At 66.4% G+C, this 16,027-nt stretch carries 13 protein-coding genes; 10 read left to right on the top strand and 3 right to left on the bottom strand.

The genetic code is table 11. The annotated features are described in order from the left end of the window. The first annotated feature begins 245 nt into the window (after nt 1-245). From Mspo_RS14580 to Mspo_RS14550, 7 genes are all read left to right on the top strand, one after another. The gene (locus Mspo_RS14580) at nt 246-1,337 is read left to right on the top strand and encodes an ATP-dependent RecD-like DNA helicase (RefSeq protein WP_159730961.1); all 1,092 of its coding nucleotides are present in this window, start codon (nt 246-248) and stop codon (nt 1,335-1,337) included. A gap of 144 nt (nt 1,338-1,481) precedes the next feature. Then, nucleotides 1,482-1,934 (top strand): MarR family winged helix-turn-helix transcriptional regulator, encoded by a 453-nt coding sequence (locus tag Mspo_RS14575; RefSeq protein WP_159730959.1) that lies wholly within the window; start codon nt 1,482-1,484, stop codon nt 1,932-1,934. Nucleotides 1,935-2,054: 120 nt separating this feature from the next. Next, nucleotides 2,055-3,368: an SCP2 sterol-binding domain-containing protein gene (locus Mspo_RS14570; protein WP_244613460.1), complete on the top strand. Its 1,314-nt coding sequence runs from the start codon at nt 2,055-2,057 to the stop codon at nt 3,366-3,368. Nucleotides 3,369-3,466: 98 nt separating this feature from the next. Then, complete coding sequence (locus tag Mspo_RS14565; RefSeq protein WP_159730957.1) at nt 3,467-4,072, top strand: TetR/AcrR family transcriptional regulator; 606 nt, start codon at nt 3,467-3,469, stop codon at nt 4,070-4,072. Nucleotides 4,073-4,414: 342 nt separating this feature from the next. Next, the gene (locus tag Mspo_RS14560; protein WP_159730955.1) at nt 4,415-5,710 is read left to right on the top strand and encodes an adenylosuccinate synthase; all 1,296 of its coding nucleotides are present in this window, start codon (nt 4,415-4,417) and stop codon (nt 5,708-5,710) included. A gap of 32 nt (nt 5,711-5,742) precedes the next feature. Beyond that, nucleotides 5,743-6,966: a hypothetical protein gene (locus Mspo_RS14555; protein ID WP_159730953.1), complete on the top strand. Its 1,224-nt coding sequence runs from the start codon at nt 5,743-5,745 to the stop codon at nt 6,964-6,966. Between the two features lie 322 nt (nt 6,967-7,288). Further along, nucleotides 7,289-9,322 (top strand): NAD(+) synthase, encoded by a 2,034-nt coding sequence (locus Mspo_RS14550; RefSeq protein WP_159730951.1) that lies wholly within the window; start codon nt 7,289-7,291, stop codon nt 9,320-9,322. A 346-nt stretch (nt 9,323-9,668) separates the two neighbouring features. On the opposite strand, the gene Mspo_RS14545 is transcribed toward Mspo_RS14550, so the two are convergent. The 3 genes from Mspo_RS14545 to Mspo_RS14535 form a co-directional block, all read right to left on the bottom strand. Then, nucleotides 9,669-10,361 (bottom strand): SDR family NAD(P)-dependent oxidoreductase, encoded by a 693-nt coding sequence (locus Mspo_RS14545; protein WP_159730949.1) that lies wholly within the window; start codon nt 10,359-10,361, stop codon nt 9,669-9,671. A gap of 151 nt (nt 10,362-10,512) precedes the next feature. After that, nucleotides 10,513-11,622 (bottom strand): GGDEF domain-containing protein, encoded by a 1,110-nt coding sequence (locus tag Mspo_RS14540; RefSeq protein ID WP_159730947.1) that lies wholly within the window; start codon nt 11,620-11,622, stop codon nt 10,513-10,515. Nucleotides 11,623-11,935: 313 nt separating this feature from the next. Further along, the gene (locus Mspo_RS14535; protein WP_159730945.1) at nt 11,936-12,607 is read right to left on the bottom strand and encodes a CDP-alcohol phosphatidyltransferase; all 672 of its coding nucleotides are present in this window, start codon (nt 12,605-12,607) and stop codon (nt 11,936-11,938) included. A 187-nt stretch (nt 12,608-12,794) separates the two neighbouring features. Here Mspo_RS14535 and Mspo_RS14530 point away from each other — a divergent pair, with 187 nt between their 5' ends. From Mspo_RS14530 to Mspo_RS14520, 3 genes are read left to right on the top strand one after another with little or no spacing between them, the layout of a single operon-like run. Next, the gene (locus tag Mspo_RS14530) at nt 12,795-13,634 is read left to right on the top strand and encodes a transketolase (protein ID WP_159730943.1); all 840 of its coding nucleotides are present in this window, start codon (nt 12,795-12,797) and stop codon (nt 13,632-13,634) included. Further along, complete coding sequence (locus Mspo_RS14525; protein WP_159730941.1) at nt 13,634-14,578, top strand: transketolase family protein; 945 nt, start codon at nt 13,634-13,636, stop codon at nt 14,576-14,578. The genes Mspo_RS14530 and Mspo_RS14525 overlap by 1 nt, the downstream gene beginning before the upstream one ends. Further along, nucleotides 14,575-15,669: an NAD-dependent epimerase/dehydratase family protein gene (locus Mspo_RS14520; RefSeq protein ID WP_159730939.1), complete on the top strand. Its 1,095-nt coding sequence runs from the start codon at nt 14,575-14,577 to the stop codon at nt 15,667-15,669. The genes Mspo_RS14525 and Mspo_RS14520 overlap by 4 nt, the downstream gene beginning before the upstream one ends. Nucleotides 15,670-16,027 lie beyond the last annotated feature (358 nt).

The raw sequence follows: 16,027 nt of genomic DNA, 5'->3' as shown, positions 1-16,027 counted from the left end.
AGAAGGTGGCCCCGCGAAGCGGGGTCGGATGAGGGCCGCCGCGGTTTCTTGCATCCATAAAGCTTCGAGAGCGATGGGGCGGATCGAACCCTCATCCGACCCTCGCTGGCGCCAGGGCCATCTTCTCCCGCAAGCGGGAGAAGGGCGCGCGCCCATTCGGCGCGAGGGATTGTTTCCGACACTTGCGGCCGCCCGTCGCTTTCGCCATCCTGGCTACCCGACAATTGATCCGAGTCTCGCATCCCATGCCCGTCTGGACCAATGAGCAGGAGCGCGCGCTCTTAGCCGTCGCCACATGGCTGAAGGACGGGCGGGCGCAGCTGTTTCGCCTGTTCGGCTACGCCGGCACGGGCAAATCGACGCTCGCGCGTCACATCGCCGAGAGCGTCGACGGCGACGTCGCCTTCGGCGCCTTCACCGGCAAGGCGGCGCTGGTCATGCGCTCCAAGGGCTGCGAGGGCGCGCGCACCATTCACAGCCTCATCTATCGCGCCACCGATACGGAGACGGAGGAGCCCGCCTTCGAGCTCAATGAGGACAGCGACGCGGCGAAAGCCAAGCTCATCATCATCGACGAATGCTCCATGGTCGATGAGGAATTGGGCCGCGATCTCCTGTCCTTCGGCAAGAAAGTGCTGGTGCTGGGCGATCCGGCGCAATTGCCGCCGGTGAAGGGCGGCGGCTATTTCACGGAAGCCGAGCCGGACGTCATGCTGACGGAAGTGCATCGCCAGGCGGCCGACAATCCGATCGTGCGCCTCTCCATGATCATTCGCGAGGGCGGGCGGCTCGATTATGGCGTCTATGGCGAGACGCAGGTCGTGCGACGCGACGCGCTCGATCCCGCGCTCATCACGGGCGCCGATCAGGTGCTCGTCGGCCTCAATCGCACGCGGCGCGCCTATAATAATCGCCTGCGGCAGTTGCGCGGGTTCACCGGCGCGCTGCCGCAATCGGGCGAGAAGCTCGTGTGCCTGCGCAATAATCGCAAGAAGGGCCTGCTCAATGGCGCGCTCTTTTCCGTGAAGAGCGCCGGCGCCGTACGGCGCGGCAAGGTGCGCCTGCTCGTCGAGCCGGAGGAGGCGGCCGGAAAATTCCAGCGCGTCGGCGTGCTGCCGCAATTCTTCGAAGGCGGCGACGCCGAAATTCCCTATGCGCAGCGCAAGGATTCGGACGAGTTCGACTTCGGCTATTGCCTCACCGTGCACAAGGCGCAGGGCTCGCAATGGGACGATGTCGCGCTGTTCGACGAATCCTTCGCTTTTCGCGAGCATCGCGCGCGCTGGCTCTACACGGGCGTCACCCGCGCCGCGCGCCGGCTCACCGTGGTCGCCTGACGTTTTCTCCGTCATTGCGAGCGAAGCGAAGCAATCCAGCGCCGTGAGGCGGCCCCTGGATCGCTTCGCTACGCTCGCGATGACGGCGGCTCGGATGATGGCGAATATTGACTCCGGCGCAATAGGGGCATATACATCTTTCGCATGAGAGAGCCCGATCCGGCCGAAGTGAGAGCCTGCGCCGAGAGCTGCGCGGTCGCCAATGTGCGCCGCGCGGCGCGCGCGGTGGGCAAGCTCTATGCGGAGAGTTTTTCCGGGCTCGATCTCGAGCCGACGCAATATTCGCTGCTCGTCGCCTGCTCGCTGGCGGAAGGGTGGACGGTCAGCAAACTGGCCGAGACCTTTGTGCTGGACCGCAGCGCGCTCGCGCGAAATCTCGCGGTGATGGAGAAACGCGGGCTCTTGCGCGTGAAGCCGGGCGACGATCGGCGCACGCGCGAGGTGACGCTGACGAAACAGGGACGCGCGGCCTTGGCCAAGGCCCTGCCGCTGTGGCGCGCGGCGCAGACGCGGGCGGAGCAGAAATTCGGCGCCGAGAGATTGGCGCATCTCGTCGGCGAATTGCGCGCGCTCGCCGAGGCGGTTCAGGAAGAGTGATAGGTTTCGGGGTGGAGCGAGAGCGAGCCTGAAGGCTCGCGGTCCAGTTTTCGTGAGACGCGCATCGGACCGCGAGCCTCAAAGGCTCGCATCGGCCGGTTCGCGCGCAAAAAGGGGCATATGCATATGTCTGTGGAGGCTCATGAAATCCAGTCGTCGGCCGCCCTCGCGCCGGTTTTCGAAGCGCGGCGGCTGCGCGAGATGGCGCTTTCCGCCGGCGCCGACGATGTCGGCTTCGTCTCCATCGACGATCCGGCTATTCGCTTCGAGCGCGAGGAGATCCTCGCGGCCTTTCCATTCGCGAAAAGCCTCGTCTCTTTCGTGATGCGGATGAATCGCGAGAACATCCGCAGCCCGGCGCGCTCCGCCGCCAATGTGGAGTTCCACCGCGTCGGCGACGAGACCGACGCGGTCGCGCATCGGCTCGCGCGAATGCTCGAGGATATGGGCGCGCGGGCGGCCTATCCGTCCATGGCCTTTCCGATGGAGGCGCAGCGCTGGCCGGCGAAAATGTGGGTCCTCTCGCACAAGCCCGTGGCCGTCGCGGCGGGGCTCGGGCGCATGGGGCTGCATCGCAATGTCATCCATCCGAAATTCGGCAATTTCATCCTGCTCGGAACGGTGGTCGTCGATCTCGCGCTCGATTCCTATTCGCGCCCAATCGACAATAATCCCTGCCTCACTTGCAAGCTCTGCGTCGCCGCCTGTCCGACCGGGGCCATAGGGCCGGACGGCGCCTTCGATTTCGCCGCCTGCTACACGCATAATTATCGCGAATTCATGGGCGGCTTCATGGATTGGGTCGAGACGATCGCCGACGCCAAGACCTCCCTCTCCTATCGCGAGAAGGTGAGCGACGCGGAGAGCGTCTCCATGTGGCAGAGCCTCGCCTATGGGCCCAATTACAAGGCGGCCTATTGCATCGCCGTCTGTCCGGCGGGCGAGGATGTGATCGGCGCCTATCGCGACGACCGCAAGGGATTTTTAGCGAGCGTCGTCGATCCGCTGCAGAAGAAGGAAGAGACGATCTATGTGACGCCGAACTCGGACGCCGAGGATTATGTGAAGCGTCGCTTCCCGCACAAGAGCGTGAAGCGCGTCGCCAATGGCATGCGGGCGAGCTCCATCGCGGCCTTTGCGCGCGGTCTCTCGCTGCGCTTTCAGAAGAAGCGCGCGGGCGATTTGCGCGCCGTCTATCACTTCGCTTTCCGCGGCGCGGAGCGCAAGGACCTCACCGTCGCGATCGAAAATGGCCGACTTCGCGTCGACGAGGGGTTGATCGGCGGCGCCGATTTGCGGATCTCGGCGGACGCCGAGGCCTGGCTGCGCTTCCTGCGCAAGGAGACGAGCCTGTTATGGGCGCTTCTCACCCTCGAGATCAGGCTGCGCGGCGACCCGCGGCTGCTCGTCGCCTTCGGCCGGTGTTTTCCATAGCGTTGGAGCCGCCTTGGAGGCCGTTCCCGAAGCCCCGGTCGCCGACTATATGGAATGAGAGCGCTCCGCTCGAGAGGGGGCGGATCAGGCGAGGGAACATGGATAATGCATCGAGGTCGCAACGGACCCGCAAGGCGGTTATCCAGGCCGCGCTGGCGATCATCGCGCGCGACGGGCCGGGCCGATTGACGCTCGACGCGATCGCCCGCGAGAGCGGCGTCGGCAAGGGCGCGCTGATGCATCAGTTCCGCACGAAAGAAGCCGTGCTCAAAGCTCTGCTCGAGCATCAGATCGACTATTTCGCCGATTTTTCACGCGCCTATATGGCCGAGCACGGCGCCGGCCAGTCCGAGCCTCGTCTCGCCGCGCAGATCGCGACGCTGCGCGAGACCCTCGTCGCGCCGCATTCGGTCGTCTTCGCGATCTTCGGCGCGGTCGGGCAAGACCCTGGCCTTCTCGCGATCACGCGCGAGAACGACGCGGAGGCGCTCGCCGCGATCAAGGCCGAGGCCAAGGATGTGGATCTGGCCTTGCTGCGATGGGAGGCGGCGCGGGGATTGGCGGTCAGCGCGCTGCTCGGTTTCTGCCCGCTCGGCGAGGAGGAGCGCGACCGTCTGTTCGAGCGCCTGCTCGACGAGAGCCGCTGGTCCGGATTCGCCGAAGGATCGGGAGGCTCCCCGGCCTCGCCGGCGAAGACCGAATAGGGCGGGACCCTGCTCGCCGAGCTGGTCGCGCCTCCGCGCCGCAGGGCTCCGAATCCAGGTTAACGAGCAGACATGTTTCCAGCGTCATGGCCGCGCTTGTCGCGGCCATCCACGCCACGACGCTCCGGAAAGCTGAGAACAAGAGCGGAACAATGCCGCCTCTTCTCCCCGCTTGCCGCAATGTCCCGGCGTGGACGCCCGCGACAAGCGCGGGCATGACGCGGCTGTATGGGCTCCGCCTTTGACCCGCCCCCCACTTTGCGCTAAACGGTTGGAGTAACGAGCCCCGGCGTTACGCGCCGGGGCTTTTTCATGTCACCCGAGAAAGCAGACTGAAACGCCATGGCGAATGTGGTCGTGGTCGGCGCCCAATGGGGCGACGAAGGCAAGGGCAAGATCGTCGACTGGCTCTCGCTCGAGGCCGATGTGGTGGTGCGCTTCCAGGGCGGCCACAACGCCGGCCATACGCTCGTCATCAATGGCGTCACCTATAAGCTCGCGCTGCTGCCCTCTGGGATAGTGCGGCCGGGCAAGCTCTCGGTCATCGGCAATGGCGTCGTCGTCGATCCGCATTTCCTCGTCGGCGAGATCGAGCGCCTGCGCGAGCAGGGCGTCGAGATCAGCCCAGAGAATTTCAAGATCGCCGAGAACGCGCCGCTCATCCTCTCGCTGCATCGCGAGCTCGACGCCTATCGCGAGGAGGCCGCCGGCAATGGCGTGAAGATCGGCACGACCAAGCGCGGCATCGGTCCCGCTTACGAGGACAAGGTCGGCCGCCGCTCCATCCGCCTCATGGATCTGGCCGAGCCCGACACGCTGGACGACAAGATCACGCGGCTGCTCGCCCATCACAATCCGCTGCGGCGCGGCCTCGGCCTCCCCGAGATCGAGCCCGCGGCCGTGCGCGACGAGCTGCTCGCCGTCGCGCCGCAGATACTGCCTTTCATGGATGCGGTGTGGTCGCTGCTCGAGGATTTGCGGCGCGCCGGCAAGCGCATTCTGTTCGAGGGCGCGCAGGGCGTGCTGCTCGACGTCGACCATGGCACCTATCCTTACGTGACCTCCTCCAACACGGTCTCGGCCTCGGCGGCGAGCGGCTCCGGCCTCGGACCGGGCGCGATCGGCTATGTGCTCGGCATCGCCAAGGCCTATACGACGCGTGTCGGCGGCGGGCCTTTCCCCACCGAGCTCCATGACGAGATCGGCGCGCTCATCGGCGACCGCGGCCATGAGTTCGGCACCAACACCGGACGGCGCAGGCGCTGCGGCTGGTTCGACGCCGTGCTGACCCGGCAGGCCGTGAAGACCTCCGGAATAGACGGCATCGCCTTGACCAAGCTCGATATTCTCGACGGCTTGGACAGAATCGAAGTGTGCACGCACTATCTGCTGGACGGCGTCCGCATCGATCGTCTGCCGGCCTCGCAAGCGGCGCAGGCGCGGGTCGTTCCCGTCTATGAGACGATCGAAGGGTGGAAGGAGACCACCGGCGGCGCCCGCTCCTGGGCCGATCTTCCGGCCCAGGCGATCAAATATGTGCGCCGCATCGAGGAGCTGATCGGCGCCCCGGTCGCTCTTCTCTCCACGAGTCCGGAACGCGACGACACGATTCTCGTGCGTAATCCTTTCGAGGATTGACGGGAATCGCTCGAGATGGTCTTAGAAGCCCCATGGCCGACTATTATTCGCTGCTCGCCCGCGCGGTCGCCGCTCTGCCGAACTCCGCGCCGGAGTCGCGGCAGGCGGTCTATGAGCGAGCCCGCAAGGCGCTGTTCAACCAGTTGCGCGGCATTCAGCCTCCGGTCGCCGAAGAGGACATAGACGCCGAGGGCCGCGCCCTGGACGAGGCCATCGCCCGCCTCGAGCTCGAAGTCGTTCGCGAGCAGGCCGGCAAGCCCGCGCTCCCGCCCAGAGCGGCCGCGGAGAAGCGGCCTGCGGAGCCCGATAAGAAGCCCGAAACGAAAAAACCCGCGAAAAGCGCCGAGCCGATCGTGCCTGAGCCGGTCCCCGCCGAGCCGCCGGTCGAACAGGCCGCCGCCGCCGAGCAGGCCGCCCCGGTCGACGAGGGGCCCGCGCCGCCGCAGCGCCCGCCGGCGCCGCTGCCGCCTCTGCCCGAGCCCGCCAGCGTCTCCCGTCGGATGATCGTGATCGGCGGCGTGCTCGCCGCGGTCGTCGCGCTCGTCGCCGTGCTCGCGCTGCAATTTCGCGAGCGTCCCGAAGATCTCGCCAGGCTGCAGCCGGAGCCCGCGACCGCAGACAGCGGCGAGGGCGGGAAGATCGCCGATCGCATCGGCGGCGACAGCGACGCGCCGCCTTCGCGCGTGACCGCCGAGCAGAAGCCCCAGTCGGTCGCCGTCGCCCAGAAAGCCGAGCTCTGGGTCGCCGCGCCGGACGAGGCGGCCAAGGTCAAGACCTATCCGGGAACCGTGGTGTGGCGGCTCGACAGCATGCCGGCGGGGCCGGGGCAGCCGGTCTCCCCGGCGATCCACGGCGAGATCGACTTTCCGACGGCGAAGCTGAGGACGACGCTCGTCATCCAGAAAAATCTCGATCCGACTCTTTCGGCCTCGCATACGGTGAATGTGTATTTCGACCTCGCGCCCGGGAACGAGCTCAAAGGGATAAAGGCGATCGGGCCGATACAGATGCGCCGGCCGGAGGCGCAGTCGGGCGAGCAGGTCGCCGGCGTGCCGGTGTCGATCACCGCGAACGCCTACCTCATCGGCCTGCTGCGCGGCAATCGCGAGGCGCGCAATGTCGTGCTGCTGCGCGCGCCCATGGTGCTCGATCTGCCGATGCAGCTCGAGGACGGCCGCGCGGCGACGATCTCGCTGGAGAAAGGTCCGGGCGGCGAGCGCGTCTTCGCCGACGCTCTGGACGCCTGGACGAAATAGAGCGTTTCCAGCCGAAGTGGACGCCGGTTCGGCGTCGGAAACGCGTCAAGACAAATGCCTGACGCAGCCCACTAGTGGCTTGCGTCAATGAAAGTGAAGACGCTCGAGCCCCCTCCCCAGCCCTCCCCCGCTGCGCGGGAGAGGGAGCAGATTCGGCGCTTCATCGAGAATACGCGAAACGTCGACGCCCCCTCTCCCGCGCAGCGGGTCGAATGACGCAGGCCACCAGCGTCTTTCCATGTTTCAACGAAACATGGCGAGACGCCAGTCTCGCGGCGCGGCTTCTTCACCCTGCGGCCCACATGGCCCTATAATCGCGCGCATGACGCATCCGTTCTTCTCGCTTCATACGCATGGCTTCGTTCGCGTCGCCGTGGCCGGCCCGCGCACGCGCGTCGCCGATCCGGCCTTCAATGTCGCGCGGACGATCGAGATGACCCGCGAGGCGGACGCCAAGGGCGCGTCGCTGGTCCTCTTTCCAGAGCTCGGACTGAGCTCTTACGCCATCGACGATCTGTTGCATCAGACGGCGCTGCTCGACGCCGTCGAGGCGGCGATCGGGCAATTGCTGGAGGCGAGCCGCGCGCTGCATCCGCTGATCGCGGTCGGCGCGCCGCTGCGCTGGCGCGGGCGTCTCTATAATTGCGCGCTGATCCTGCGACGCGGCGAAATCCTCGCCGTCACGCCGAAAATCTATCTGCCCAATTATCGGGAGTTCTACGAGAAGCGCCATTTCGCCTCCGGCGCCTTCATCGCCGGCGAGGAGATGGAGATCGCCGGGCAAGCCGCGCCCTTCGGCTCCGATGTGCTGCTCGAGGCGAGCGATTTTCCCGGCCTCGTCATTCACACGGAGATTTGCGAGGACGTCTGGGTTCCGATCCCGCCCTCGACGCGGGCGGCGCTCGCCGGCGCGACGGTGCTGCTCAATCTCTCGGCCAGCAACGCCATCGTCGGGAAATCCGATTATCGCGCGACGCTCTGCGCCGCCCATTCGGCGCGCTGCCTTTCCGCCTATCTCTATTCGGCGGCGGGGCAGGGCGAATCGACGACCGACCTCGCCTGGGACGGCGAGGCGATGATCCACGAGAATGGCGCGCTGCTCGCCAAGGCCGCGCGTTTCGCCGATGAGCCGCAGCTCATCCTCGCCGATGTCGACATAGGCCGGCTCACGGCCGAGCGCATGCGGCAGGTCACTTTCGGCGATTGCGCCGATAGTGAAGCCGGCGCGACGAGCTTTCGCCGCATCGCCTTCGAGCTTCATGCGCCGCGCGACAAGAATCTGGGCCTATTGCGCGAGACCGCGCGCTTTCCCTTCGTTCCTGACGACGAGGCGCGGCTCGCGGAGCTCTGCTTCGAGGCCTTCAACATTCAGTCGCATGGGCTGCGGCAGCGGCTGGAGGCGGCGAAATTCCAGCGTCTCGTCATCGGCGTCTCGGGCGGGCTCGATTCGACCCATGCGCTGCTCGTCGCCGTCACCGCCTTCGACGCGCTCGGCCTGCCGCGCGAGAATATCCTCGCCTATACGCTGCCGGCCTTCGCCACCACCGACCGCACCAAGGCCAACGCCTGGCGGCTGATGCGCGCGCTGGGCGTCTCCGCTCGGGAGATCGATGTGACGGCCGCCTGCCGGCAGATGCTCGAGGACATCGGCCATCCCGCCGCGCGCGGCGAGCCGGTCTATGACACGACGTATGAGAATGTGCAGGCGGGCGCGCGCACCTCGCTCTTGTTCCGCCTCGCCAATCGTCATGACGCGCTGGTGCTCGGCACCGGCGATCTCTCGGAATTGGCGCTCGGCTGGTGCACCTATGGCGTCGGCGATCAAATGTCGCATTACAATGTCAACGCCTCGGTGCCGAAGACGCTGATCCAGCATTTGATCCGCTGGTGCGCGCGCGACGCGCATTTCGGCGCGGAGACGGTCGCCGTGCTGAACGACATTCTCGACACGGAAATCTCGCCGGAGCTGGTGCCCGGCGCGAGCGTCCAGCGCACGGAGGATGTCGTCGGACCCTATGCGCTGCAGGATTTCAATCTCTTCTACACGACGCGCTTCGGCTTTGCGCCGTCGAAGACCGCCTTTCTCGCCTTTCACGCCTGGAGCGACGCCGCCGCCGGCCGCTGGCCCGCGGATATTGCAGCGGAAAAGCGCCGCGCCTACGACATTGAAGAGATCAAGCTTTGGCTCGGCGTCTTCGCCCGGCGCTTCTTCGCCTCGAGCCAGTTCAAGCGCTCGGCTTTGCCGAATGGACCGAAGGTCAGCTCCGGCGGCTCGCTGTCGCCGCGCGGCGATTGGCGCGCGCCGAGCGATTCGAGCCCGAACGCCTGGCTCGCCGACATAGACGAGATTCCTTGAGGTGATTCCGTGAGTAAGTGATTCATCGATCGGGCGCCCTCGCCGGCGCGGTCTCGCGTGCGTCGGCGAGGACATTTCGGGGCGGGGTCGCGAGGCAGGCTCCTGCGGCCCTCCTACAACGCTACGTCAGAGATTGGCGAAGGCCGTGATCGCCGCGGTGATGGCGGCGCAGGCCGCGACGATCGAAAGAATTGTCGTCAACGTGTTCATGAGCGCGTTCCCCATTTTTCGTCGTTATGGGGGACGAACAGCCGCACCCGGCGACGCTCGCCCTCGGTCGACGGCTCACAGTAACACGGCTTCGTCCGTTTTGCGACATTTTGTCGCGCCGCAGATTCAGCTTTTGTCAAAATCTCTCTGACCAGGGCCGAAGCTCGACCTCGAAGGACCAGGCGCTGCGCTTCTGGCGCAGCAGGTCGAAATAGGCGTCGGCGATGGCGTTCGGCTCGAGCGTGGCGTCGGAGGGATCGGCTCGGCCCGCCTCGCGGATCACCCCGTCGATGACGATATGCGCCACATGCACGCCCTTGGGGCCCAATTCGCGCGCCGCGCTCTGGGCGAGGGCCCGCAACGCGAATTTGCCCATGGCGAAGGGCGCCGAGATCGCATAGGCCTCGAGGCTCGAGGTCGCGCCGGTGAAGAACAGCGCGCCGCGTCCGAGCTTCTCGAAGCGCTTGGCCGCCTCTCGCGCGACGAGAAAGCCGCCGAAAGCGTTGACGTCGAAGGCCCTCCGCACCGCCTCCGGATTGAGCTCGGCGAGCGGCCCGCGAATGCGCGCGCCGGCGTTGTAGACGACGACGTCGATCTCCCCGAGCTTCGCCTCCGCCGCCTGAAACAGCCGCTCGACGGAAACGGGGTCGGTCGCATCGGCCGCGAAGCCTTCGGCGCCCGTCTCTGCCGCTATGGCGCCGAGCCGCTGCGCGTCGCGGGCGACGAGGCCGATTTTCAATCCGGCAGCGGAAAAGCGCCGCGCAAGCGCCGCGCCGACGCCAGGGCCGGCGCCGACGATGAGCGCGGCGCGATAGGGAATGTCGGTCATATTTCGTCCTCGAGGCTCGGCCGCGGCTCCGCCGCGACAGGGTCAATCGTCGAAAGCGACGAAGCAGCGCAGCTCCATGCTCTCGCGCGGGCGAGCGCCCTTCGGCGTCGCCGGATCATCGAAGGCCGTGTGAGGCGAAAAGCGCGCCACCTCAACGGGGCGTCAGATCGGCGTCGACGGTGACGAGATTGCGCCCGCGCGATTTGGAGACATAGAGCTTGGCGTCGGCGCGTTGGATGAGGCTTTCGGCGGTCTCGCGCGGCGCGAGCTGCGCGACGCCGAAGGAGGCGGTGATGCGCCCGATCGGCGCGCCGCCCTTGATCGCCCATTTCTTGTTCTCGAATTCGGCGCGGATTCGCTCCGCCGTCGATTTCGCTTCGGCGAAGGAGACGGAGGGCAGGATGATCGCGAATTCCTCGCCGCCGTAGCGCGCGACCGTGTCCTTCTCCTCGATGTGCTTGGACATCGTCTTGGCGAAGTTCTTCAAGACCTCGTCGCCGATGAGATGGCCATGGCCGTCGTTGATCTTCTTGAAGTGATCGATGTCGGCCATGATGAGGCTCAAGGCGCGCTCCGTCGCCGCCGCCTCTCGCGCCTCGCGGGCGAGCGTCTGATCGAAATAGCGGCGCGTGAACACTTGCGTGAGCGAGTCGCGGACATTGAGCTCCTGCGTCTCGGCGAGCTCGGCGCGCAATTGGCTGATCTGCTGCTGCGATTCCTCCAGTCGGCGCTGATGCTCCTCGGTCTCGCGAAGCATATTCCGATTTTCCGCGATCAGGAGAACGACAGCCGTGCGGATCTGATCCGGACTCGTCGTCGTCGCGAGCGCGCTGTGGCCTTTCGCCAGGGCGGCGGAATAGTTCTTGTTGCTCTCGAGATGCGAGCGAACCAGCGAGAGGATCGTGCCGAGCTCGCAGTCGATCGAGCGACGCGTCTGCGCGAGATCGTCCGGCGCGGCGCCCGCGGCGCGGTTCGAGCGCGTGACGATCTCGACGATGCGCGGCGCCCACGAGAGAACGCCGATGAAGGAAGCGCAGACGAGCGCGAGATTGCGCGCCAGAGCGAAAGGCTCATGCGTGACGCGGACGCGCTCTCCCGATGGGCCGACGCTCGTCGTCACCCAATCGTCGAGCGACCAGGACCAGAGCGAGGAGATATCGGGCGGCGAGAAAAAACCCGCTCGACCGAGAGCGAATGCGCCTGCCGCGGCGACTAGAGCGGCGCCTGCGAGGAGAGCCGCCTTTCTCGAATCGAGCTTCATTTTCCTTCGACTTTCCCCGTCTTCGGCGTCGAGGCAAATCCCCGCTGCATCCGCCTCGCCGAAATCGAGGGGACGCCGCCGAGACAGAAGCGAATCACATCTCGTATGGAACTATTTTCCTCTCTCCTCCGCCTGCGTCCAGAGAGTGTTTCCATGTTTCATCGAAACATGGAAACACTCTCTAGGCTTTTGTATCGACGGGTTTTCGCAGCCGAACCACTGCGGCTGGAAACGTTGGCGGCGTCGGCGCCGAGAACGAAAATTGCTCGATCTCAGAATTTCGGGAAGCGCGCGAGAGGCGAGAAACGGCGGGTCAGATTCCTCGGCCGCTCTCGTCCACGGCGATTCGACGGGCGTCGGAGAGCGCCTTGACCGCGAGGCCGCAAATCGCGAAAGCGGCCAGTATCATGATGGCGGCGTCGAGCCGCGAGACGCCGTCGTCGATCGTTTCGTCGACGCCCATGGCGTGGGCGGCGAAAGGCCAGATCGCCATGAGAATGCGAAACTCCGTCGCGCCGAGGCCGATATAGGCCATCTGCTGAACATGGCGGGCGATCGCCCGAATATAAGTATAGGCCGAGAAGAGCAGATAGCAGATCAAGACGACGAAGGCCGACGCGATCGACAGAAACGGCGAGAGGCCGAATGCGACGATGATCAATATTTGCGAGAACAGATCGTAAGTGTGCTCGACGAGGCCGAGGCGGGGATCGGAGGTGCGGCGATGCAGCGCCAGCGGGCCGTCCAGCGCCGCGCCGAACCAGTTGAGAAAGAGGCCGAGCGGAATGAGCGGCGTCCACAGCGCCGACCAGCGGCTGCCGACGAGCGCCACGGCGGCGACCACGGCGCCGAAGAGGCAGATGCGGGTGAGCTGCAGAGGCGAGACCGAATCCGGCAGCTCGGCGATGATCGCGCGCACGAGCCTTTGTTCGGCCGGAGCCAGAAAGCTCTGATGATGCCCCGATTTGGAATCGGCGATCTTCATGTGCGACGCACTCCGCGGTTGCCTCCGCTCGATCGGCTGCCCGTCCAATAATTCGGGCTTTTTATAATGCATCACATTCTCGCCGCCGCGCAAGGCCGCTCGATCCGTGGAAAGTGTAGCTAGGCCTTAAGCCAGGCGTTAACCTTTAGAAAGCATAGTCTTCGCGAAAATGGCGAGGAAATGACCGATGGCGAGAAGAGGCTCGGCGCATGGGCCGAAGGGTCCGCCCCGATCGCGTGACGCCGAGGCGGCGGCCGCGCGCTGCGCGGCGGCGCGGCGGCGGGTCATCTCCATGTCCTACAACGCCAATTCCGCCCATCTCGGCTCCTCGCTCGGCGTCGTCGAGATCCTCGACGCCGTATTGGCCGTCTCCGATCTTCGTCAGGCGACCGCCCGCGCGGCGGAGCGCGACCGCGTCATTCTCTCCAAGGGCCATGCGGCAATGGCCTATTATGCGGCGCTCGAGCAGTATGGGCTCGTCGATCCTGCTCTGCTCGACGTCTATCTGCAGAATGGCACGCCGCTCTGGGGACATGTCGGCCTCACCGAGGCGGCGCCGGCGATCGACGCGACCAGCGGCTCGCTCGGCCATGGCCTGTCGCTGGCGGCGGGCTTCGCGCTCGGCCATCGGCTGCGCGGGCGCGACGATCTTCGCTGCTTCTGCATCCTCTCCGACGGCGAATGCGACGAGGGGTCGACCTGGGAGGCGGCGCTCTTCGCCGGCGCGCGGAAATTGTCCGGGCTGACGGCGATCGTCGACTACAACCACATTCAATCGCTCGCGCCGACGAAAGAGGTGATGGACCTCGAGCCCTTCGCCGACAAGTGGCGCAGTTTCGGTTTCGAGGCGATCGAGCTCGACGGCCACGACTGGGCGGCGCTCGTCGCCGCGCTGTCGCGGCCCTCGCGCGGGCGCCCGCGCGCCATCCTCGCCCATACGGTGAAGGGCAAGGGCGTCGCCCGCATCGAGAACACCGTCGCCTCCCATTACAAGCCGGCGCTCGCCGCCGATCTGGAGCCGGCCTGATGCGCAAGCGGATCATCGAGCTCATAGAGGCGGACGCCAGCGTCGATCCTCGAATCGTCTTCCTGACCGGAGATCTCGGCTTCTCCTTCGTCGAGCCGCTCGAGCAGGCCCTCGGCGAGCGCTTCGTCAATATGGGCGTCGCCGAGGCCAATATGATCGGCGTCGCCGCTTCGCTCGCCGCGAGCGGCTTTCGGCCTTTCGCCTATTCCATCGCGCCCTTCGTGACGGCGCGCTGCTTCGAGCAGATTCGCAACGACATCTGCTATCAGCGCCGCGCCGTGCGGCTCATCGGCGTCGGCGCGGGTTTCTCCTATGGGACGCTCGGTCCGTCCCATCATGCGCTGGAGGACGCCTCGATCATGGCCTCGCTGCCCGATCTCGTCGTCGCCAATCCGGGCAATGTGGCCGAGCTCGACCGCTGCTACGCGGCGCTGCTCGACGATCCGCGGCCCGCCTATTTCCGCATCGCCCGCGAGAGCGGCGCCGATTATGGCGCGCCGATCTTCTCGCCGCAGACGGCCGCTTTCGAGGCGCGCCGCGGCGCCGACGTGACCTTGGCCGCGAGCGGCGGATCGGTGACGCAATGCCTCGCCGCCGCCGCGATTTTGGCGGGGGAGGGGATCGAAGCCTGCGTCGTCAGCGTGCCCGTCCTGCAGCCTTTCCCGGCAGACGCCTTCGCCGCGCTGCTGACAGGCGCGCCGGTCGTCGCCGTTTTCGAGGGCTATCGCGGCAATCCGCTGTCGGTCGGCGTCATGGAGACGCTGCTGGCGCGGGGGCGGGGCGAAGTCTTCGTCGATCTCGTGGCGCCGCAGAGCTTTCCGAACCTCGTCGGCGACACCGAGACCTTGCGCCGCCGCGCCGGGCTCGATCCTACGTCCATCGCCGCGACGGCGCGCGCGGTCGTCGAGACGCGGAGCGTCAGGACGCTCGGGGCGCGCGCATGAATGCGGCCCCCGACGGCGGGCTGTTGCTGGACCACCCGCTCTATCGCGAGGATATCGCGCAGATCGTCGAGACGGACCTTCCCTGGGACGCGCTCGCCGGCCGGACCGTTCTGGTCACGGGGGCGAACGGCTTCTTGCCCGCGATGATGGTCGACGCGCTGCTCGCTTTGGCGAAACGCCGCGCCGATGTCGGCCTCGGAGTGCTGGCGCTGGTTCGCTCGCGCGAGAGGGCGGAGCGCCGCTTCCGCGCCCATCTCCACGATCGCGCGCTGACGATTTTCGAAGGGGACGCCGCCGAGCCCTTCGATCCGCCCGGCGCCGTCGATGTCGTCATTCACGCGGCGAGCCAAGCCAGTCCGCGCTACTATGGCGTCGATCCGGTCGGCACGGCCGCGCCGAATGTGATCGGCACGATGCGGCTGCTCGATCTGGCGCGCCGCAAGAACGCGTCCCGCTTTCTCTATTTTTCGAGCTCGGAGGTCTATGGCGCGCTCGCGCCGCAGGAGCAGCCGGCGCAGGAGACGGTGTTCGGCCGCCTCGATCCCGCCACGCAGCGCGCCTGCTACGCCGAATCGAAGCGCATGGGGGAGACGCTCTGCGTCGCCCATCACGCGCAATATGGCGCGCAGGCCGTCATCGTGCGGCCGTTCCACACCTATGGGCCCGGCATGCGCCTCGACGACGGCCGCGTCTTCGCCGATTTCGTGCGCGACGTCGTGACCGGCCGCGACATCGTGCTCAACAGCGACGGATCGGCCGAACGCGCCTTCTGCTATCTCGCCGACGCCGTTCGCGCCTTTTTCGCCGTCCTGCTGAAGGGCGAGGCCGGCCTCGCCTATAATGTCGGAAATCCGGAGGCGGTCGCCTCGGTCCGCGCGCTCGCAGAGACGCTGATCGGGCTCTATCCGCAGCGCGGCGTAAGCCTGCGGTCGAGCGTTCCCCCCTCGGGCTATATTCCGAGCCAGATCCAGCGATCGGCTCCCGATACGACGAGGCTCGAAGCGTTGGGCTGGCGTCCGACGGTCGGAATCGCCGAAGGCTTCAAGCGGACCATCGATATCTACAGCGATATTTTCGGCGCGGCGGCTTAGCGCACGTTCCCGAAAAGTGCGAAGCGGTTTTTCGGAAAAGAACATGCGAGTTCAAATCGCTCTCGAGCGCTTTCCGCTCGAACGGAATCGTTCGATCGACCAGAATTCGCTCCAAACGAAAAATTGCACCAGCTTCTGACCCAAAAGGATCGGAAGCTGGTCTAAACGCGCAGGCTCCCATGTCGGCGGGTCGGGATTTGATTAACCATGGGCTGTAGCGCTCGGGTCACAGGGGGCGGATAAAGGGCGGGTGTGGCGCGGAAGGCCTTGTCTTTGCCGTGGAGACGGGGTCATTTGGGCGCGCGGCGAAGCTTCGGGAGCGGCCCGGAGCATTGGTCGGGGGCGGCGTGGTTTTGAA

Origin of the sequence: Methylosinus sp. Ce-a6 (assembly GCF_009811655.1) — a bacterium.
Classification (GTDB): Bacteria; Pseudomonadota; Alphaproteobacteria; order Rhizobiales; family Beijerinckiaceae; genus Methylosinus.
Note: the sequence above shows the minus strand (reverse complement) of the source record. Positions and strands in the feature narration are given on the sequence as shown.

Coding starts and splice junctions, on each gene's coding strand:
- Mspo_RS14580 (WP_159730961.1), top strand. CDS start 246: ATGCCCGTCTGGACCAATGAGCAGGAGCGCGCGCTCTTAGCCGTCGCC.
- Mspo_RS14575 (WP_159730959.1), top strand. CDS start 1,482: ATGAGAGAGCCCGATCCGGCCGAAGTGAGAGCCTGCGCCGAGAGCTGC.
- Mspo_RS14570 (WP_244613460.1), top strand. CDS start 2,055: ATGCATATGTCTGTGGAGGCTCATGAAATCCAGTCGTCGGCCGCCCTC.
- Mspo_RS14565 (WP_159730957.1), top strand. CDS start 3,467: ATGGATAATGCATCGAGGTCGCAACGGACCCGCAAGGCGGTTATCCAG.
- Mspo_RS14560 (WP_159730955.1), top strand. CDS start 4,415: ATGGCGAATGTGGTCGTGGTCGGCGCCCAATGGGGCGACGAAGGCAAG.
- Mspo_RS14555 (WP_159730953.1), top strand. CDS start 5,743: ATGGCCGACTATTATTCGCTGCTCGCCCGCGCGGTCGCCGCTCTGCCG.
- Mspo_RS14550 (WP_159730951.1), top strand. CDS start 7,289: ATGACGCATCCGTTCTTCTCGCTTCATACGCATGGCTTCGTTCGCGTC.
- Mspo_RS14545 (WP_159730949.1), bottom strand. CDS start 10,361: ATGACCGACATTCCCTATCGCGCCGCGCTCATCGTCGGCGCCGGCCCT.
- Mspo_RS14540 (WP_159730947.1), bottom strand. CDS start 11,622: ATGAAGCTCGATTCGAGAAAGGCGGCTCTCCTCGCAGGCGCCGCTCTA.
- Mspo_RS14535 (WP_159730945.1), bottom strand. CDS start 12,607: ATGAAGATCGCCGATTCCAAATCGGGGCATCATCAGAGCTTTCTGGCT.
- Mspo_RS14530 (WP_159730943.1), top strand. CDS start 12,795: ATGGCGAGAAGAGGCTCGGCGCATGGGCCGAAGGGTCCGCCCCGATCG.
- Mspo_RS14525 (WP_159730941.1), top strand. CDS start 13,634: ATGCGCAAGCGGATCATCGAGCTCATAGAGGCGGACGCCAGCGTCGAT.
- Mspo_RS14520 (WP_159730939.1), top strand. CDS start 14,575: ATGAATGCGGCCCCCGACGGCGGGCTGTTGCTGGACCACCCGCTCTAT.